The organism is Paenibacillus sp. FSL E2-8871, from assembly GCF_038000345.1.
Lineage (GTDB): Bacteria > Bacillota > Bacilli > Paenibacillales > Paenibacillaceae > Paenibacillus_AQ.
Window position 1 is genome coordinate 2,472,221 of sequence record NZ_JBBOBV010000001.1, and the last position, 18,469, is coordinate 2,490,689.

Genomic DNA, 18,469 nt, shown 5'->3' on the forward strand with positions numbered 1-18,469 from the left:
CTACCGAAGTAGAGGGTTTGTGTAAGTAAGTATATGTTTTTGAGCATGGATTAGCATAATAATGTAGTGTTTACAGACTTATCCCTAAACAAGATATATCACTGATAAATGACTTCAGTGCATATCAAAATAAAGACTCTGCTTACACGATACATGCTAATCTAAAAACTTCTCGCACTCTGCTCAACTATACTCATCTCAACTAAACTCTTCTATACTCGGCTAACTACACTATACATGATGACGAGGGTCATTGACAACCCACAACTATAATTTAAGACTTGCTCTCTGATAAATCCGGACGTAGCTTCTGAGCCTCATTCAGATAAACGTGGCGAATCTCACGCTGCGATTTACCCGTATTAATCTGTACCATCAACCGGATACACATCGGCAAGCTTCCTTTAACCGGGATTTCCGTTGAACACATAAGTGGAACCATTTCCCAGCCTTCAATCTCACGAATAGCTCTTGCAGGAAAAGTAGCATCCAGATCATTGGTCATCGTAATCCATACATTGCTTATATTCTCAGCTATAACATCATTACGTTCTACGATCTCCCGCAGTAATATAACGGTCTCACGTAAAATCTCTGCCTCTTCGTTCTTAGTCACGGTTGTTGCTCCGCGAATTCCTCGGTTTACCACGGTCTTCCCTCCTTCTTAAGCTCTGCGAGAACCTCTCGCACAAGCGACTCCTGCACATCGTTCACAATGCTTACAGAGCCTATGGAATCAGGCACGATAAAGGTCATCTTGCCTTCCTTGAATTTCTTATCATGCATCATAGCGTCCATCAGTTCATCTTCATCATACTCGGAAGGAAGCCGTACAGGCAGTGACAGCGCGGTCAGCATAGATACAGTATCCTCATAAATGGAAGTATCCCGCCCAAGCTTCGCAGCCAATAGCGCTGAACCCACCATCCCAATCGCAATCGCTTCTCCGTGCAGAAACACACCATACCCACCAACTGCTTCAATGGCATGTCCGATCGTATGTCCAAGGTTCAATATCGCTCGAAGTCCATGCTCACGCTCATCATTCGCCACTACCTCTGCCTTAATTGCACAGCCACGCTCTAAAGCATAACCTAAGGCTTCGACATTCAGCTCTAGCAGCTCTTCGGCATGATCACGACACCAATATGCGAACTCTTTGTCCACGAGGAGACCGTGCTTTACCACTTCAGCCAGACCTGATGACACTTGCCGTGCTGGAAGAGTACGTAATGTATCCAAATCGTAGAGTACCATTGACGGTTGATAGAAAGCCCCTATCATATTTTTGGCTAATGGATGATTGACCGCCACTTTACCACCCACACTACTATCATGAGCTAGGATCGTCGTTGGAATTTGCAGAAAGCCGATTCCACGCATATAGGTTGCTGCTACAAATCCTGCTAAATCGCCAACCACGCCGCCGCCTAAAGCTAAAACTGCTGAATTGCGGTCTAATCCTGCTTGAATCGCGGTTGTCATGACTTCTTCATACACGGCTAATGATTTAGAGGCTTCACCTGCCGTCATTATGTGACTAACCACAGTATAACCGTGAGAACGTAAAGCTTCTTCAAGTGCCGGCAAGTACCTTGGCGCTACTTCAGTATCACTCACTACTAACAGTGGACTACGCTCCGAAAATCCGGCCTCAGTACAATAATGGGCGATGTCCTTTAGTAAACCACTACCGATAAGTATAGGATACGAGCGGTCGCCCAAATCTACATTAATAGTACGCATAATTAGTAGCTCTCCAGCTGTGATAGGTAATTTTCATAGTTCGCTTTAATTTCTTCCAGTGAGTCGCCACCGAATTTATCAAGGAAAGCTTTTGCGATTTCCCAAGCTACTACGTTTTCCAGAACAACACACGCCGCTGGAACTGCACAAGCGTCGGAGCGTTCAACTTGCGCTGTAAATGGTTCTTTCGTGTCAATATCCACACTTTGAAGCGGTTTATAAAGGGTAGGGATCGGCTTCATGACACCGCGAACTACAACCGGCATGCCGTTAGTCATACCACCTTCAAAACCACCTAAGCGGTTACTTGCACGGTAGTATCCTTTAGAAGCTTCATACATAATTTCATCATGGACTTGCGATCCACGCAATTTGCCAGCTTCAAACCCAATGCCGATTTCAACGCCTTTGAATGCATTAATCGACATTACCGCCCCAGCGATTGCTCCGTCAAGCTTCCGATCAGACTGTACATAACTGCCAAGTCCAATAGGAAGTCCTTCGACGATACATTCAACGATTCCACCGATGGAGTCGCCCTCTTCCTTAATCTGATCTATGTAAGCCTCCATCTTCTGTTCCGTTTCTTTGTCGACAACTCTGACAGAGGACTGTTCTGTCCGCTCAATCAGCTCATCGATAGGCAGATCGTTAGCAGGTGCTTCAATTTCACCGATACGAATAACTTGCCCTGCTACCTTCACGCCAAAAGCTGCAAGCAGCTGTCTGGCTACAGCGCCACATGCTACTCTGGCTGCTGTTTCGCGAGCACTGGAGCGCTCCAGTACGTTACGAAGATCCGTATGGTTGTACTTCAATCCGCCATTCAGGTCTGCATGGCCAGGACGCGGCCGATTTACGCGGCGTTTTTCTTCGTCACTGCCAGGAATAGGCTCGATATTCATGATGTTCTTCCAGTGGGTCCAGTCTTTATTCTCTACTACCAAGGCTACTGGAGCACCTGTAGTATAGCCATGACGCACTCCACCTACAATTTGTGCCGTATCTTTCTCAATCTGCATGCGACGTCCACGTCCATAACCCTTTTGTCGACGCTGCAATTGAAAATTAAGCTCTTCAAAATCCAATGTCAAATTACTTGGCAATCCCTCAATAATGGCCGTAAGCTGGGGGCCGTGCGTTTCCCCCGCTGTTAAATAGCGCAAACTCATGCTGCGTTCCCCCTTTTATACTTTTAAACTGTAAACCGCTAAAATCCTAATGATCTTTGCTCATTATAGTATAGGCAATCCTCTTTGACAAGAAAGGGATCTCCCTAAAACGACTCCATTCGTGACAAAATGAATTGGTTTTTGTGTAAAGAAAAAGCGCCATTCATACTCTAAAGAGTATGAATGGCGCTCCTCGGCTCGGTCCGGCACTTGTTAGCTTCCGATCCGCTGACTTGTTGAAGGAAATGTAGACTTACGCTCTTCCAGTTGCAGAAGGCGCTTCAATTGCATTTCTTCTACACCGAGAATTTGCCCGCACTCACGAACGGTAATAAAGCCTCGTTTGTACGCGGCAATGACCTTGCTTTTGTCCATCGGTTTAACGATCCTTTCGCTTAGCTTACAGATTCTACTACCCAGTATCACTGAACGATAGCGAAAGTATACCTATAAAAGTACACAGACGAAGGAGCAAGAAGTATTTATTTTTTACGATAGAAAAAGGTTTCCGTCGATTCAAAGCCATATTGCGCTGGCGTAAAGATCTGCTCTGTACTACCTACAAACAAATACCCGCCTGGACGTAAACTAGCCGAGAACTTATGGTAGAGCTTATTCTTCGCCTCTTCAGTAAAATAGATCATTACATTGCGACAAATGATAAGATCAAAACCCTCATCGAACTTGTCCAGCAGTAGGTTCTGTTTACGGAAATCTATGTTTTTCTTAAGCGTGTCGCTAACTTTGAATAAATGACCCTCGGGTTTAAAATAACGCGCAGCAACATCCTTAGGCACATCCTTTAAAGAACGTTCCAGATACAAACCTTGCTTTGCTTTGGAAAGCGCACCGTCGTCAATATCCGTAGCCAGAATACCAGTCTGTCCCAATAAATTCTTATCCGATAAAATCATAGCCAGCGTATAGGGTTCTTCTCCAGTGGAACATGCAGCGCTCCACAGTTTCAATCTGCGACCAGATTGTTGTATGTCAGGAAGAATGATATCTCGCAGTACTTCCCACCGATTCGGATTCCGCCAAAACTCGGAGACATTAATCGTCATTCGGTCCAAAAATTCATAAAATAATTCCTTGTCCTTCATCATTGCTGCAAAAAAATCACTAAAGGTTTGATATCCATTCTTCACACGAAGAGTCGTTAAACGCCGCTTCATCTGCGCTTCTTTATACTGAGCCAGATCAATTCCGGTGCTTTGCTTAACATGATGAATAAACCCGATGTAATCTGAATCTGCTGTTAATGCTGCAACATTACGATCAGACATGTTAATCCCCCGCCTCTCGCTTGGCTCCTACATCCAGACTGCGATCTCTTTGTTATAAAGATTCAATTCATCTGGAGTAAAGAAATTAGCAATTTCTCGTTCTGCACTTTCAGGCGAGTCTGATCCATGAATTAAATTAAGCGGTGTATGGCTGGCAAAGTCGCCTCGAATCGTACCCGGCAAGGCTTCTCCTACCTTCGTCTTACCAATGAGTGTACGGGATAATGCTACAACATCATCACCTTCCCATACCATTGCAAACACTGGACCTGAAGTTATAAAAGAAACCAACTCCCCAAAAAAGTCCTTACCAGCATGCTCCGCATAATGTCTTTTTGCTTGGTCTTCACTAACTGTAATCAGCTTTGCAGCGACCAGCTTAAAGCCCTTATCTTCAAAGCGTGAGACAATACGCCCAATTAATCCACGTTGTACTCCATCCGGTTTGACCATCAGATACGTCTTTTCCATAGAGGCACTCTCCAATTTCCCATTAGTTGGGTTGTTTTGACGCTATCTTAACAGAAACCGAGCTTTCTGGAAACGTTTAATTTCATGATCACCAAAATACTAATAAGCTCTACCTGTTACAAAAAAGGCAATATCGCGCAGATTACGCTTAGTCTTGTTGTTAGGCAACTGATCTAGTGCAGCAAGTGCCTTCGCGATATATCGCGAAGCCAGCTCCTCCGAACGGGTGATTCCGTCTCCAGAAAGAATAAGATCAATAGCACGCCCTACTGTGCTGTGCCCTTCACGAATAGACTTCAACTCTTCAAGAAGCGGAGCTCGCAATCTTTCATCCTCCAGGCTATAAATGACAGGAAGGGTGATGTTCCCTTGCCGCATATCACTTCCTGGAGGTTTACCGATTTGCTTTTCAGTGCCTGAGAGGTCAAGTAAATCATCACGAATCTGGAAAGCCATCCCTACATTATATCCATAATTATAAAGTAGACGAGCCACCTCTGGTTCAGCATCAGCAGCAAGTGCACCTAATTGGCAACTGACTGCAATCAACAGCGCTGTTTTACGGCGAATCCGCCGCAGGTAATGACGCACACTTTGCTCACTGTTGAAGAAGTCACGAATCTGCTCCATCTCACCGATCGACATTTCAATCATAGCCTTGGACAAAATCTGATGAATTCGCGGATTCTTCAGCTCCGTCGTCATCACCAGTGCTTTCGCATATATGTAGTCACCGGTGTACATAGCAATTTTATCGCCCCATTTGGCCTTAACAGTAAGTTCACCTCGGCGCAGTTCTGCATCGTCAATGACATCATCGTGAACTAGTGAAGCGCTATGAATTAGTTCTAGCGGTATCGCCACACGCTTCAGCTTCTCAAGATCATACTTTCCAAATTTCCCACCCATCAAAACAAATACGGGACGCAATCTTTTACCGCCAGCTTTTAGTAAATGCAGAGAAGTCTCGGTTAGTAGGTCGTCATCACCCTGTACGCTACGGTACAAATCTTTTTCAATCTGATCCATGTCTCTGTTCAGTAATCCGAATATTTGCAGTCGTTTCATTCCTTCACCCGTGTCAACAGTTTATGACTCCAAATCTCCATCTTCACTGCCTGCGGCAGCAGACCCATCTCATAGGCATAGCGGAAATAGAGGTTCAGACCTTTCTGCTGCCTTTCTCCAAAATCATAGCTTAAATTGCGAAAGTACCCTTCCCAATAAGACTTAGTTCCTCCAATTGTCGTACAGGCTGCAAGTACTATAGGATCTAAATCACTTAATCCCCGCAGTTTACTCTCAGCAAAAGCTTCTGCAATCTCCGCAATGGCTTCCGGTTTGTCATTCGCAGCTTTTCGATTCACTGCCCAGACCGCAAAGGTCATCCCTAAGCCCGTCCATTCTTTCCAAAGCTCCGCCAGATCCGTAACGATATACCCTTGATCCTGCCAAGAGGCTTTAATCGCATGATCACCAATGAGTAAGCAGGCATCTGCTTGATGCATCATAGCATCCAAATCAGGATTAGCGCTAATATATTCTGGTTTATTGCCAAAAGCCTTTTCCATTAAAATTTTCAGCAAATTTACCGATGTTGCAGAAGTGTTCGTAACAGCAATCGTACCTGCACCTATCTGTGCAAGAGGCACTCGAGAAAAAAGAAAAATAGACCTCACAGGACCGTCCGCACTTACCGATAAATCAGGTAGCAGCAATAACTTATCACTGGCTTCAGCATACGCAAAAGAGGATAATGCACCCACATGAATCGTTCCACGACTCATCCCCTGATTAAGAATGGCAGGTACCTCACTCACCATCTCTGCCGGATATTTCAGTGCAGAGGGATGAAAATTGTGAAATACCGGCCATGAGTTAGTATAGCTGATTTTACCTATGATGGTGTGGCTGTTATTCTCCATCCTTTCAATCCCCCCATCTGCGAAATAATTGATGTTCAATATTAAAGCTGTCAAGCACTTTACCCACCATGAAATTAATCAGATCATCCATACTTTGTGGCCCAAAGTAAAACGCCGGCATTGCCGGAATGATCCGAACCCCCAGACGGGACAGCTTCAACATATTCTCAAGATGAATAGCATGCAGAGGTGTCTCACGAGGAACAAGGACCAGTGGACGTCCTTCCTTAAGCATAACATCAGCAGCACGAGTCATCAGATTGTCGGAGGTTCCATTAGCAACCGCAGACAATGTTCCCATGGAACAAGGCATAATAATCATCCCTTCCACACGAAACGAACCACTTGCAATAGATGCACCGATATCAGCGACAGGATGATAAAGTAGAGAACCGGGATAGCCTTTGAACTTTTCGTTCAAAAAGCCTTCCCGGTCTGATGCGATATAACCTAGTTCTTCTTTAAAAACGCGCCAGCCCGCATTACTTACTACCAAATGAACGGAGTAGCCTAGCGATAGCAACGTTTCGATCAGACGAATACCATAAATAGCACCGCTTGCCCCTGTAATTCCTACCACGAAGTTTTTCGGTTTAGTAAGCGTCATTTTTTGAAATGCACCACCAAGTCAATCAAAGTGAAAGAGAACACCACGATGCTTAGCACGCCGTTCATAGTGAAAAAAGCGGTCTGTAAACGACTGAGATCACTCGGAGACACAATATAATGCTCATAAAAGAGAATAATATATGCGAGGATCATACCAGCCACATACCACCAGCTTAAATCCGTCAAAAACAGCAGCGATACGAATCCAATCGCCGTAAGAATGTGAAACACACGGGCAATAACGAGTGCACCTTGGACCCCAAATCGCACTGGAATGGATTTCAGGCCTTCTTTAAGATCAAATTCAACATCCTGACAAGAGTATATAACATCAAAACCAGCCGTCCAAAACACAATTGTGAAGTAAAATACCATTGAAGTCCAATTCACACTACCGGTCACAGCTACCCAGCCGCCCAGTGGTGCAAGCGCAATGGTGAGGCCGAGGATAAGATGGCATGCCCATGTAAAGCGCTTAGTGAATGAATAAATAACAAGAAGGAATACAGCGATAGGTAACAGCTTAGCTGACAAAGGATTCAATTTAAAGGCTGCCCAAAAGAGCAAGAAAAACGAAATGCCTATAAAAATGACAACTTCACCGATCTTAAGTAAACCTGCAGGAATCGCTCTTCCCGCTGTGCGTGGATTCTTGGCATCACTGATTCGGTCTATCAATCGATTCAATCCCATAGCTGCACTTCGTGCTCCAAACATAGCGATTACAATCCAGCCAATTTGACTCCAGGATGGGAGGCTATCATTCATGACAACGGATCCCAGTAAAGCACCCATAAAGGCAAAGGGTAAAGCAAATACCGTATGTTCAAACTTAATCATTTGTAAAAAGATACCGATTTTCTTAAACATTCCTGTTCTCCTTGAGCCCAATATGTAATGCCGCGATGCCTCCGGTCAAGGGGAAGGATTCCACTTTTTGAAGTCCGGTTTCACGGAAAATAGTGGCCAGTTGCTCCCGGTCTGGGAACATTGCCAATGATTCTGGCAGCCATTTGTATTGCTCGTACCTTTTCGCGAATAACTTACCCAGCAATGGAAGCACACGCTGGAAATAAAAGAAATATACACCTTTAAACGGCTGTTTCATCGGCTTGGATAGCTCCAAACATACAACCATTCCACCAGGTTTTACTACCCGCTTCATTTCGTTAAGCACTTGAACAGGATCTGGCACATTGCGTAGACCGAATCCAATCGTTGCATATTCAAATGCATTGTCTTCAAAAGGCAGCTCCATAGCATTGCCCTGCACCAGCGAAATACGGTCCTGAAGCTTGCGCTCTTCCACTTTGCGGCGACCTACCTCAAGCATACCTGCACTGAAATCCAGTCCGATTACATTGCCAGTCTGCGAGGCTTCCGCCAAAGCGATGCTCCAATCACAGGTTCCGCAACATAGGTCAACGGCCGAATCCCCGCGCTTCATCCCCATCTTCTTCATCGTGAATTTACGCCATGCCTTGTGGCGGCGAAAGCTTAGGATGTCATTCATCAAATCGTATTTTCCAGCAATACTCTCAAATACGGAATGTACAAACTGCTCTTTTGGTTTGCTGTTATCACCCACAGCAGTTGTCGTCTTTTCCATAGTCATCCCTTAACCCTCCACGGCTGCTTGTCCTGTGACCTTCATCTGCAGGAGAAAACGATCCAGCGCGATCTCTAGCTCTCTAAGTAAACTCTCGTCTTTAACGCTTTGCAATAGCCCCTGAATAGACTGAAGCGATTGATGAAGCTTGTCCGTCAGTTGCGAATCACATTTATATTTCATTTTTAGCATCTTCCATTCCTTCTGATCAAGGTTCAGGTCTTGAAGTTGCTTGCGTTCTTCCTCCGTTGCAGTCTCCATCATCTTCCAGTAGCAATAGCCATTCCCTGCATTCGCAGGATCATCACTACGAAGAAGCTCAATAGCAACGGTCTCGCACTGACTGAATTCTGCCAGCAGTTTTTCCCACAGCTCCACTAAGGAGTTCTCAATCATAGGCGTAAAAGAAAGGAACAGCCGCATATTCAGCTGTACCATGTGCCGCAAGTATTGTTCAGCCGAAAGGCGTATGCCTCTCATCTTCACGTAGAGATTCGCTTTCAAGACATTGAAATCTGCAATCGCCTTACTCAAGATTCCAATCATCTCGATCTGATCACTCTTTGCAAGCAAATGGTAAAACCAGCTGCTGAAGTAATCGCCAGCTAGAACCTTCAATTGACGGGAACGCATAGGGTCTCCCCCCCGTCTATCATTCGAACGGTCAATAACCTCATGCGTGTCCAGACCTAGTTGAACAAGCGCTGTCACAAGCGTGTACAACTCTCCGGCACTTCCTTTTGCAGAAGAAGCATGATTTAGAAAAATATATAACAAATGACCCCGGCCATCAGAAAACGGCGGCAAATCCGTATGCTTCTGAATCATGTCGTAGTCGGTGTAGGGTTTAGCCAGTTGCGGTATGCAGTACGGTTTCATTTCAGCCTCCGAAGCCATTGACATAATAATAATTCGTTTGTTCACAATCTTGTCTATTATATCACATGTTTTTTTGTCACGCACTGTGGTACGCCTGAGTTTCTTTTAATCCATTCAAGGATAAATGAACTGTTTCTTCCAGAGCTCGGTTTCACTAATGCGGAAGCCCGTTTTGAGACGATCCGATATAGGAAGATTACCCGCAGACTGAAGTTCATCTTGCAGCGTATAAGACCACTCAGAACGTCTGATATCTCCAGCTAACAGCAGTCGGCGGCTACCAAGCCATTTATCTTCTACCACAATGCGAAGTAGAAGTTGATCCACATTCGAGGTTTCCTGAATAGCAAAGGAAATGGCCTGAGCCATATTTTGATAGAGTTCCTCAGGTTCATGATCGTTCCCGCTCACTTTCAGATCCAGTGACAGAACATGATCTTCCCAGCCAACGCTATCTATGGATAAGGTCAACGGAAGAGCGCCCAGAACATCAACAAGATTGTCATTGCCCAGCACTGTGTTATGGCTGCCAGTAAAAGTCTCCACTGTCCCATTTTTCTGCTGTACGGATGAGTCTAAGTCTGCCAGTTTCGGCAAAATAACAGCAGAGGTCGCAGTCAAGAGTAATACGGCACCGATCAACCAGGCTTTGTTCATGGACACGCCCCCTTATCCATAGTACCCACTTTTTTTGTGGATATGATCATTCACCCTTACTATATTTTGAAAAAAAGCAGGCTATGCCTGCTTTTCAGCTTTCACTTTCCAATTGTCCGTGTTTCGTTAAAATTTCAGCTTTTCCGCGGATTTTCATTGCTGAGGTATGATCGGTAAATTGGGCAATCAACACCTCACCCTTGTCTAGCTTCTCTGTATGATGAAAGCGTGTATCCGTACCTCTAGTTAGCCCAATGACTTGAACGCCATTTTCTTTGGCCTTAACCACAATATAGTCGCTACCTGTCGGAAGCGGATTTTCGCTCGTATTTTTATCCGTCATCGCTGATCCTCCTCTAAACCTAATGTACAGCCCATGCTATTCCAAAAAACAAATGCCGCCTTGGAGGGCGGCATAGTTGTTACTTAAAAAGACTATGGGATTGATATGTAGAAATCTTTATTTGATTCCGTCTTTCAGCGCCTTACCAGGTTTGAATGCCGGTACCTTGCTTGCAGGAATTTCGATTTCTTCACCAGTTTGTGGGTTACGGCCTTTACGTGCGGAACGTTCGCGCACTTCAAAGTTTCCGAATCCAACCAGTTGTACTTTATCACCGCTTTGCAGCGCTTCTGTAATTGCTTCGAAAACCGCATCTACAGCTTTAGTAGCATCCTTCTTGGGAAGTTCAGTTGCTTCTGTAACTACATTGATCAAATCAGATTTATTCATGTTTTCTCACCTCCCTGAGTAAATTTCCGGTATCATACACTGTTTCCGTTTAAACGTAAAATATACGTGATAATCCCGTTTATTACTGAACACTGGCGCCCATAGACCTTGAAGCGCAACAAACTTATAGTAATACAGCCCATCCATAAATTCAAGCAGTTAGACAAAAAAGGAGTAGAAATTATCATCTATGCTTGCATAAACATCCAATTGCCATCTAATTTTATAGACCTATAAGACCAGGTTAATTCTTCTTTTCAGAAAAAAAATTGAGTCAGATTCACCGTTATTATAGGAACTAGGAATCAAGTTTCGTTATTTTTACGCATAAAAAGAGTGGGATCTCTCCCACTCTTCCAATCTGCTTAAATTTAAGTTAGAGAATAATTGCAATAAGCCCGCCTGAGCCTTCATTGATGATCCGGCCAAGCGTTTCTTGCAATTTGTAGCGCGCATTATCCGGCATCATCGCGATCTTGCCTTGAATACCTTCCCTCACAATGGAATGCAAGGAGCGCCCAAAAATATCGGATTCCCAAATCTTAATCGGGTCGTTCTCGAAATCCTGCATCAAATAACGGACCAACTCTTCACTTTGTTTCTCTGTACCAATGATTGGTGAGAACTCAGATTCAACATCAACACGAATCATATGAATAGATGGTGCGGTGGCCTTTAAGCGAACTCCAAAGCGAGAGCCTTGACGAATCAGCTCTGGTTCATCTAGCGCCATTTCAGCTAGTGAAGGAGCAGCAATACCATAACCGGTAGTCTTGACCATTTCTAAAGCTTCAGAGAAACGGTCGTACTCTCTTTTCGCGTGTGAGAATTCCTGCATCAGCTGGAGCAAGTGATCTTTACCGCGGATTTCAACCCCTACTACCTCCATCAGAACCTGATCATACAGCTCTTCTGGGGCATACAGATCGATCTCTGCTACACCTTGACCCATGTTCATACCACTTAGGCCTGCTTTATCGATAAAATCATACTCTGTGAACTGAGATACGAGCCGGTCAACATCCCGCAAGCGGCGAATGTCTTTTACCGTATCGCGAACGGAGTTCTCATAGCTACTACGCAGCCAGTGATTCTCTCCAAGCACCATGACCCAGCTTGGCAAGTTCACATTTACTTCATGAACAGGGAATTCGTACAATACTTCACGCAGTACACCTGTTACATCCTCTTCGGTCATGTTTGCTGCGCTGAGTGTCATGACAGGGATATCGTATTTGATGGCTAGCTCGCTACGGAGCTGCTGTGCTTCCTCACTGCGTGGGCGAGTGGAGTTAATGACAAGCACAAATGGCTTACCCACTTCCTTCAGCTCTGCAATGACGCGCTCTTCAGAGTCCACGTACGAGTTCCGCGGAATTTCTGCAATCGTACCATCTGTTGTTACTACAACACCAAGCGTTGAATGCTCCTGGATGACCTTACGGGTCCCGATTTCTGCCGCTTCCTGAAAAGGAATTGGCTCCTCAAACCAAGGTGTAGAGATCATTCGTGGTCCATTCTCATCCTCGTAGCCTTTAGCGCCTTCTACAGCGTAACCCACACAGTCTACCAGTCGAACGTTAACCTCAAGCCCTTCCGCAACCTTGATTTGGACTGCGTTGTTAGGCACGAACTTAGGTTCAGTGGTCATAATTGTTTTGCCTGCTGCGCTTTGCGGAAGCTCATCCACAGCTCTTACCCGATCTGCCTCATTCGTGATGTTAGGCAGGACAATTGTTTCCATGAAGCGCTTGATAAATGTCGATTTCCCCGTGCGAACCGCGCCGACGACGCCAAGATAAATGTCTCCGCCGGTACGCTCGGCAATGTCCTTGAAAATATCCACTTTTTCCAAAAGAGATCCCCTCCTCATATTACTCCGAAGAAAAAATGCCTGAAGAGCATCGACTTCGCGTTCCGCCGGTAATCTGACCCTTGCAGGACATCAACCGGACTTATCGTATGCCCGCCCGAAGCCTAGCTGCTTTCGACCGGGACGTACTGGCCCCGCGCTAAACTCCGAATGCTCGGACATGCATTTGGACTAGTATCATCATATGTATCCGGAACGAATTTATGACCCATAATCGCGCATTTTGCAATGTAATTTCTAAAAATTAGTTGTGCGCGCCGCAAGGCGTCTGACGCCCGGAAGCTTACTCATCCATCATATGAGATAGGATTTATTGATAGAACTATTTTAGTGGATATGCATGAAGGAAATTTTAGCGTATGTCATCTACATCCTTTTGCCTCTAATTTTATACGGTTACGATTATTTCATGATTTATTTCTAGCTGAGCTGAATCTCCTTTCTTACCATCATTTCTAGCAATCCAGTCTTACGCGCTATGAAACTGAACCTTAATTCCATCTACGATTTATGTAAGACAATTAAGCTTCAGTTAAGGCAATATCTGAACAACACAAAAACGCCTAATCCTTCGGATATAACCGAAGCTTAGACGCTCTTAAGCTTTAACTTTCACTTCAACTAGGAGACTGCGGGACAGGCTGATTGTTAATCCATAGATACGGCAAAGACTTCACGGGCACGTAATAGGAAGCTTCCTCCAGATCTAGTCGCAAATCTTTTTTCTCGTCATGTTCTCCACCATTCTTTTCGATGGCAGCTATAATATCAAAGACATAATCTACATAGACCGTTCCAGCCTTATCCATGATGAAATCAAGAACCTGCCCGGAATAGACGCTAGTTAATGATATGGAGCTTGTTCCTGCTTTCTTATGATCAATGGTGTAAAGTCCAGGATATAGCTCATCTAGTACGGGCAAAGAGCCGTCATGAGCTGATTTATAACGATTAATCTGACGCTGCACATCATTCACCTTTTGAACGGTAACAAGGTCCATCACCTTAACAACTGGATCGCTTTCCTCATTCAAAATAAGAAAATAAGCGCTTCCGCCCTGTTCAAAAGCCGTAGCCGGAATATCATCCAAATATCCATTATTGTTCAGCTTGCCTAGGTCTATCCGGAACTTCTCATATCTTGGAGTAGCTTCATCCGCATTAAGGATCGGAAGCACACCTTCCTCTTGTTGAAAATCATCAACGGCTGCTTGTATCCGTTTAACACTTTCTCGATAATTAACGCTAGCACGCTTTTCTTCTCCAGGATACAGACATCCGGAAAGAGTAAGAGCGATTGACATCACTACCAGAAAAAGTCTTGCTCCTGCCTTTAGCTTCTTCTTTCTTCGTATAAACTCCAACCGAGTCCCTCCCACGGTGACAATCTAACACTACCACAGCTCATCTTCTTCCCCACGCCGTGCAGCTTCAAGCTTACGGCGTACAGCAGCCTTAAGTGGATCTTCTGGCACCTGAACGGTCACATCGCTCCATACGGCAGCCTGACAAGCCAGACGCACTCCTTCTTCTAACGTAGTTCCAAGCTTACGTCGTTCAATATCCCCTGGCGGTCTCAGCGCTGTGGCCTCTTCAGTCGCAATTTTAACCTTGCACATCAGACAGCCTGCTTTGCCTCCACAGCGAGTGGTAATCGTCACTCCGGCTTTACGAGCTGCCTCCAGTAACGAGATACCGCGATTCACCACAGCTTTACGACCTTCAGGTTGAAACATAACGGTGACGCCATTTTGCGATTTCATGATGTTACTTCCTTCCTCAACATTATGTAACTGCTTACATAATCGAAACAACTCCGCCCAATAGGCCAACTAACATGATGACAAACGCAAGGATAGATAGCAGTGCTTTAAGCAGTCCCTTTGTTTTACTCCGAGCAAAAGTTATTAGAAATACAGACAGTCCCATAATCAGCATTGCAATCAGGGACAACCACATTTTTGTCATCGGATCCAAGGTCAAAGCCCCCATTCGCCTGTAATATATTAGGGATTATTATATCATGACCTTATCCTATTCTGTAAAAAAACATCATTTTTTATATATTATTATTAAGATATTTTAGCTGAGAGAGATTTACAATAAATAAAAAAAGAGCAAAAGATAACAGAATCTCATGGATTCTGAATCTTTTGCTCACCCAACCTAAAGCTATTTTTTAAGCATCATTTTCATTAAAGACTCCATTGTGCCGGAACCTGCGCCGCCTTTTTTGACGGCATTAATAATTTCCTGCACAGTAGCTTCACTGACCGGCACTTTCGCCATCGATGACACCTGCTTAATTAACTGGCGGAGCTGGGCTTCATTCTGCGTAGTTCCTGGTTTGACCGTACTGGCTAGCTTTTTGACGGCACTTTCCGTAATGTTCTTGCCCGCCTTTTTGTTAATGGCGTTCAATGCATCCTTGGAAAAATCTCTGCTCACTTTTCATCCCTCCTCCGTCAATCCCCAATACAACATATGAGAATTTGCGGAAAAAGGTGAACAGGATCAGGAATGCCACTGCTCCCAAGTTTCCTGAGATATTGCCTCAAGCTCAGGTTTACGATCACGGCCCATCAGAGCTTCAACAGCACTACGTGGACTTCTACCTTTAAAAAGGACATGATAAATTTGATCTGTAATGGGCATTTGGACCCCTAGCTTGATGGAAATGGCATAAGCTGCCTCCGTGGTACGAATACCTTCGACAACCATTCCCATCGACTCCAGCACCTCATCCAGTGGTTTCCCTTGCCCGAGCATAAAGCCAGCACGCCAGTTACGGCTGTGCTGGCTCGTAGCAGTCACTACAAGATCGCCAACACCTGCAAGCCCTGCAAAGGTCAAAGGATTCGCTCCAAGCTCGACGCCCACCCGAGAAATCTCGGCCAGTCCACGTGTCAGAAGCGCCGCCTTAGCATTATCCCCAAATCCTAGACCATCGGATAGACCTGCACCGAGTGCAATAATATTCTTTAGTGCGCCGGCAAGTTCTACTCCTACCTGATCACGGTTCGTATATACACGAAAATCATTGTTTATGAACATTTCCTGTGCTTCAGCAGTACGCTTATCATCAGGTGAAGCCACAACAACTGTAGTAGGACACAGGCGCACTACTTCCTCTGCATGACTCGGTCCGGAGAGAACGACAATCTGCCCTTCGTCACAGCCTAGTTCTTCAGCAATAACGATCGACATCCGTTTCTTGCTTTCAGTCTCAAAGCCCTTCGTAGCATGAACGCATAGCATTTCATCCTTCCAGAACGGCTTCAGACTGCGAGCAACCTGTCGCATACCTGAAGATGGGGCTACAATAACAACCGCTTTAGAACCGGAAACTGCGGTCTCCAGATCGGTGGTTGCAATGATGTTTGCGGGCAGAGAAATCCCCGGTAAATACTTATTATTGATATGAGAACCATTGATCTCGGCAGCTTGATCAGAGTTACGTGTCCACAGATAAACTTCCGAGTGATTCGCAGCCAGCACACTTGCCAGCGCAGTTCCCCAGCTCCCCGCTACTAGTACGGTTACTTTATCAGACAACACGATTCCCTCCTTTTACTTTTGAGCCTATCTTGTTCTCACGGCCCTCTACAATCTTAACAATGTTCGTCCGGTGCCGCCAGAAGGCAAAAACCGCAATGATAATACTGGTCCAGAGCACAGGCTGTGTAAATCCTGTCAACAATAGAAAGACCGGTGTCAGCGCGACAAAAATTAACGAGCCAAGTGACACGTAACGAGTGATAAAGATAGATCCTATGGCGATAACACCAGCGAGCAGTGCAGGCCATAAACACAGTGTGGCCATAACACCGATCGTAGTAGCGATGCCCTTTCCCCCACGGAAACGAAAGTAAAGCGGCCAGTTATGTCCGACAATGGCAGCGATTCCGCAAAGAGCAGCAACCCAGGTTCCCCAGCCGCCTACCCAAGTTCCTAACCAAACTGCGGCAACACCCTTCAGTACATCCAGCACTAGCACAGATATCGCAGGACCTTTTCCCAGTACACGCAGTGTATTGGTAGCCCCCGCATTGCCGCTCCCATATTGACGGATATCAATTCCCTTTAGTAGCTTGGCGAACAGCACACTAAAGCTGACAGAACCAAGCAAATAGCTTACAACGATAACCAGAAGTTCAAGCGCCACACTTCTTCTCCCCTAACCTTCGTTTTCGGATTTGCGCCGTGTAAAGAGACGGATTGGCGTTCCCTCGAAATTAAACGCCGCGCGGATTTTATTCTCCAAGTAACGTTCATAGGAGAAGTGCATCAGCGATGGGTCATTTACGAACACCACGATCGTCGGTGGCTTCACCGCAACCTGCGTTACGTAGTTAATACGTAAGCGACGGCCTTTGTCAGTTGGAGGAGGGTTAATCGCAATGGCATCCGATACAACATCGTTCACCAGATGCGTAGTAATGCGTAGTGCATGCTGTTGAGATACATGCTGCACCACTGGCAGCAGTTTTTGCAGGCGCTGTTTAGTTAAAGCCGACAAGAAGACAACCGGTGCGTAACTCATAAACAAGAAGTGGTCACGAATCTTAGACTCGAAGTTCTGCATAGTCTTGTCGTCTTTCTCAATGGCATCCCATTTGTTTACAACAAAAATAGACGCTTTACCAGCTTCATGTGCATAACCAGCGATATGCTTGTCCTGGTCGATAATGCCCTCTTCACCGTTAATTACAACGAGAACCACATCAGCCCGTTCAATCGCACGCATCGCACGCATAACACTGTATTTCTCAATGTTCTCATATACCTTGCCTTTTTTGCGCATACCTGCAGTATCGATAAGCACATAACGTTGTCCATCACGTTCAAAAGGCGTATCAATAGCATCGCGAGTAGTACCTGCAATATCACTAACGATAACGCGTTCTTCACCCAGAATTGCGTTAACCAAAGAGGATTTACCTACATTCGGACGGCCAATCAAAGCTACACGAATGACATCGTCATCATATTCATCATCTATTTTCTCTGGCAGACGTTCTACGACAGCGTCCAATAAGTCACCGAGTCCTGTACCATGACTACCGGAAATTCCGATTGGATCTCCAAAACCTAGGCTATAGAACTCATAAATATCATCTGCACGCTTCATATTATCCACTTTATTGATGGCAAGAACGATCGGTTTACCTGAACGGAACAGAATCTGAGCTACCTCTTCATCTGAATTCGTCACACCACTCTTCGCCTCACACATAAATACAATAACATCCGCTTCTTCAATCGCCAGCTCCGCTTGAACGCGGATAGATTTCAGAATCGTGTCATCTCCATCAATTTCAATACCTCCGGTATCAATCACACTGAACGACTTACCGTTCCAATCTGAAATACCATAAATCCGGTCACGTGTAATCCCCGGTTTGTCTTCTACAATGGCCAATCTATCGCCAATCAGCCGATTAAAAATCGTCGATTTCCCGACGTTAGGCCTCCCAACGATTGCCACAACGGGTCTTGCCATATTCAT

At 45.2% G+C, this 18,469-nt stretch carries 23 protein-coding genes; all 23 read right to left on the reverse strand.

The window, feature by feature from the left end; genetic code table 11:
* Positions 1-274: 274 nt before the first annotated feature.
* Positions 275-649 carry a chorismate mutase gene (gene aroH, locus NYE25_RS11385; RefSeq protein ID WP_341145947.1) on the reverse strand — a complete coding sequence of 125 codons (375 nt, stop codon included), beginning with the start codon at positions 647-649 and terminating at the stop codon, positions 275-277.
* Positions 643-1,746 carry a 3-dehydroquinate synthase gene (gene aroB, locus NYE25_RS11390; protein WP_341145948.1) on the reverse strand — a complete coding sequence of 368 codons (1,104 nt, stop codon included), beginning with the start codon at positions 1,744-1,746 and terminating at the stop codon, positions 643-645. Before aroB ends, aroH begins: the two co-directional genes overlap by 7 nt.
* 2 nt (positions 1,747-1,748) lie before the next feature.
* Positions 1,749-2,918, reverse strand: a complete 1,170-nt coding sequence (gene aroC / locus NYE25_RS11395) for a chorismate synthase (RefSeq protein ID WP_042190184.1) — start codon at positions 2,916-2,918, stop codon at positions 1,749-1,751.
* A gap of 213 nt (positions 2,919-3,131) precedes the next feature.
* On the reverse strand, positions 3,132-3,293 hold the full coding sequence (locus NYE25_RS11400) for a hypothetical protein (RefSeq protein ID WP_170880309.1): 162 nt from the start codon (positions 3,291-3,293) through the stop codon (positions 3,132-3,134).
* A 107-nt stretch (positions 3,294-3,400) separates the two neighbouring features.
* Complete coding sequence (locus tag NYE25_RS11405; RefSeq protein ID WP_076284563.1) at positions 3,401-4,204, reverse strand: CheR family methyltransferase; 804 nt, start codon at positions 4,202-4,204, stop codon at positions 3,401-3,403.
* A gap of 27 nt (positions 4,205-4,231) precedes the next feature.
* Positions 4,232-4,675, reverse strand: a complete 444-nt coding sequence (ndk, locus tag NYE25_RS11410; protein WP_339242717.1) for a nucleoside-diphosphate kinase — start codon at positions 4,673-4,675, stop codon at positions 4,232-4,234.
* Between the two features lie 99 nt (positions 4,676-4,774).
* Positions 4,775-5,743, reverse strand: coding sequence for a polyprenyl synthetase family protein (locus NYE25_RS11415; RefSeq protein WP_042190190.1), 969 nt, complete (start codon positions 5,741-5,743; stop codon positions 4,775-4,777).
* Positions 5,740-6,600, reverse strand: coding sequence for a menaquinone biosynthetic enzyme MqnA/MqnD family protein (locus NYE25_RS11420; protein WP_149646816.1), 861 nt, complete (start codon positions 6,598-6,600; stop codon positions 5,740-5,742). The genes NYE25_RS11415 and NYE25_RS11420 overlap by 4 nt, the downstream gene beginning before the upstream one ends.
* Before the next feature lie 4 nt (positions 6,601-6,604).
* Positions 6,605-7,207 (reverse strand): UbiX family flavin prenyltransferase, encoded by a 603-nt coding sequence (locus NYE25_RS11425; protein WP_042190195.1) that lies wholly within the window; start codon positions 7,205-7,207, stop codon positions 6,605-6,607.
* On the reverse strand, positions 7,204-8,079 hold the full coding sequence (locus NYE25_RS11430) for a UbiA-like polyprenyltransferase (protein WP_042190197.1): 876 nt from the start codon (positions 8,077-8,079) through the stop codon (positions 7,204-7,206). Before NYE25_RS11430 ends, NYE25_RS11425 begins: the two co-directional genes overlap by 4 nt.
* Positions 8,072-8,824 (reverse strand): demethylmenaquinone methyltransferase, encoded by a 753-nt coding sequence (locus NYE25_RS11435; RefSeq protein ID WP_341145949.1) that lies wholly within the window; start codon positions 8,822-8,824, stop codon positions 8,072-8,074. The genes NYE25_RS11430 and NYE25_RS11435 overlap by 8 nt, the downstream gene beginning before the upstream one ends.
* Before the next feature lie 3 nt (positions 8,825-8,827).
* Positions 8,828-9,781: a heptaprenyl diphosphate synthase component 1 gene (locus NYE25_RS11440; RefSeq protein WP_231573320.1), complete on the reverse strand. Its 954-nt coding sequence runs from the start codon at positions 9,779-9,781 to the stop codon at positions 8,828-8,830.
* 30 nt (positions 9,782-9,811) lie between these two features.
* A complete protein-coding gene (locus tag NYE25_RS11445) occupies positions 9,812-10,354 on the reverse strand; it encodes a hypothetical protein (RefSeq protein ID WP_341052729.1) in 543 nt (180 codons plus the stop codon).
* Between the two features lie 94 nt (positions 10,355-10,448).
* The gene (gene mtrB / locus NYE25_RS11450) at positions 10,449-10,697 is read right to left on the reverse strand and encodes a trp RNA-binding attenuation protein MtrB (protein ID WP_042190204.1); all 249 of its coding nucleotides are present in this window, start codon (positions 10,695-10,697) and stop codon (positions 10,449-10,451) included.
* Positions 10,698-10,814: 117 nt separating this feature from the next.
* A complete protein-coding gene (locus NYE25_RS11455) occupies positions 10,815-11,087 on the reverse strand; it encodes an HU family DNA-binding protein (RefSeq protein ID WP_036676223.1) in 273 nt (90 codons plus the stop codon).
* A 376-nt stretch (positions 11,088-11,463) separates the two neighbouring features.
* Positions 11,464-12,942, reverse strand: coding sequence for a stage IV sporulation protein A (gene spoIVA, locus NYE25_RS11460; protein ID WP_042129583.1), 1,479 nt, complete (start codon positions 12,940-12,942; stop codon positions 11,464-11,466).
* 635 nt (positions 12,943-13,577) lie between these two features.
* Positions 13,578-14,324 (reverse strand): hypothetical protein, encoded by a 747-nt coding sequence (locus tag NYE25_RS11465; RefSeq protein WP_341145950.1) that lies wholly within the window; start codon positions 14,322-14,324, stop codon positions 13,578-13,580.
* Positions 14,325-14,354: 30 nt separating this feature from the next.
* On the reverse strand, positions 14,355-14,723 hold the full coding sequence (locus tag NYE25_RS11470; protein ID WP_341052725.1) for a 2Fe-2S iron-sulfur cluster-binding protein: 369 nt from the start codon (positions 14,721-14,723) through the stop codon (positions 14,355-14,357).
* Between the two features lie 34 nt (positions 14,724-14,757).
* On the reverse strand, positions 14,758-14,937 hold the full coding sequence (locus NYE25_RS11475) for a DUF2768 family protein (protein ID WP_042129589.1): 180 nt from the start codon (positions 14,935-14,937) through the stop codon (positions 14,758-14,760).
* 195 nt (positions 14,938-15,132) lie between these two features.
* Entirely contained in the window at positions 15,133-15,408 is a 276-nt protein-coding gene (locus tag NYE25_RS11480) for a stage VI sporulation protein F (RefSeq protein ID WP_042190213.1), read from the reverse strand.
* Positions 15,409-15,474: 66 nt separating this feature from the next.
* Positions 15,475-16,515 carry an NAD(P)H-dependent glycerol-3-phosphate dehydrogenase gene (locus NYE25_RS11485; protein ID WP_341145951.1) on the reverse strand — a complete coding sequence of 347 codons (1,041 nt, stop codon included), beginning with the start codon at positions 16,513-16,515 and terminating at the stop codon, positions 15,475-15,477.
* Positions 16,508-17,125, reverse strand: coding sequence for a glycerol-3-phosphate 1-O-acyltransferase PlsY (plsY, locus tag NYE25_RS11490; RefSeq protein WP_042129592.1), 618 nt, complete (start codon positions 17,123-17,125; stop codon positions 16,508-16,510). Before plsY ends, NYE25_RS11485 begins: the two co-directional genes overlap by 8 nt.
* A 12-nt stretch (positions 17,126-17,137) precedes the next feature.
* Positions 17,138-18,463, reverse strand: coding sequence for a ribosome biogenesis GTPase Der (der, locus tag NYE25_RS11495; RefSeq protein WP_042190218.1), 1,326 nt, complete (start codon positions 18,461-18,463; stop codon positions 17,138-17,140).
* Between the last annotated feature and the right edge of the window lie 6 nt (positions 18,464-18,469).

Bases quoted from the DNA above. Each gene is read 5' to 3' on its own strand.
- NYE25_RS11455 (WP_036676223.1), bottom strand. From the start codon at position 11,087: ATGAATAAATCTGATTTGATCAATGTAGTTACAGAAGCAACTGAACTT.
- ndk (WP_339242717.1), bottom strand. From the start codon at position 4,675: ATGGAAAAGACGTATCTGATGGTCAAACCGGATGGAGTACAACGTGGA.
- NYE25_RS11435 (WP_341145949.1), bottom strand. From the start codon at position 8,824: ATGACTATGGAAAAGACGACAACTGCTGTGGGTGATAACAGCAAACCA.
- NYE25_RS11405 (WP_076284563.1), bottom strand. From the start codon at position 4,204: ATGTCTGATCGTAATGTTGCAGCATTAACAGCAGATTCAGATTACATC.
- aroB (WP_341145948.1), bottom strand. From the start codon at position 1,746: ATGCGTACTATTAATGTAGATTTGGGCGACCGCTCGTATCCTATACTT.
- NYE25_RS11400 (WP_170880309.1), bottom strand. From the start codon at position 3,293: ATGGACAAAAGCAAGGTCATTGCCGCGTACAAACGAGGCTTTATTACC.
- NYE25_RS11430 (WP_042190197.1), bottom strand. From the start codon at position 8,079: ATGTTTAAGAAAATCGGTATCTTTTTACAAATGATTAAGTTTGAACAT.
- der (WP_042190218.1), bottom strand. From the start codon at position 18,463: ATGGCAAGACCCGTTGTGGCAATCGTTGGGAGGCCTAACGTCGGGAAA.
- NYE25_RS11445 (WP_341052729.1), bottom strand. From the start codon at position 10,354: ATGAACAAAGCCTGGTTGATCGGTGCCGTATTACTCTTGACTGCGACC.
- NYE25_RS11420 (WP_149646816.1), bottom strand. From the start codon at position 6,600: ATGGAGAATAACAGCCACACCATCATAGGTAAAATCAGCTATACTAAC.
- aroC (WP_042190184.1), bottom strand. From the start codon at position 2,918: ATGAGTTTGCGCTATTTAACAGCGGGGGAAACGCACGGCCCCCAGCTT.
- NYE25_RS11415 (WP_042190190.1), bottom strand. From the start codon at position 5,743: ATGAAACGACTGCAAATATTCGGATTACTGAACAGAGACATGGATCAG.
- NYE25_RS11425 (WP_042190195.1), bottom strand. From the start codon at position 7,207: ATGACGCTTACTAAACCGAAAAACTTCGTGGTAGGAATTACAGGGGCA.
- NYE25_RS11470 (WP_341052725.1), bottom strand. From the start codon at position 14,723: ATGAAATCGCAAAATGGCGTCACCGTTATGTTTCAACCTGAAGGTCGT.
- mtrB (WP_042190204.1), bottom strand. From the start codon at position 10,697: ATGACGGATAAAAATACGAGCGAAAATCCGCTTCCGACAGGTAGCGAC.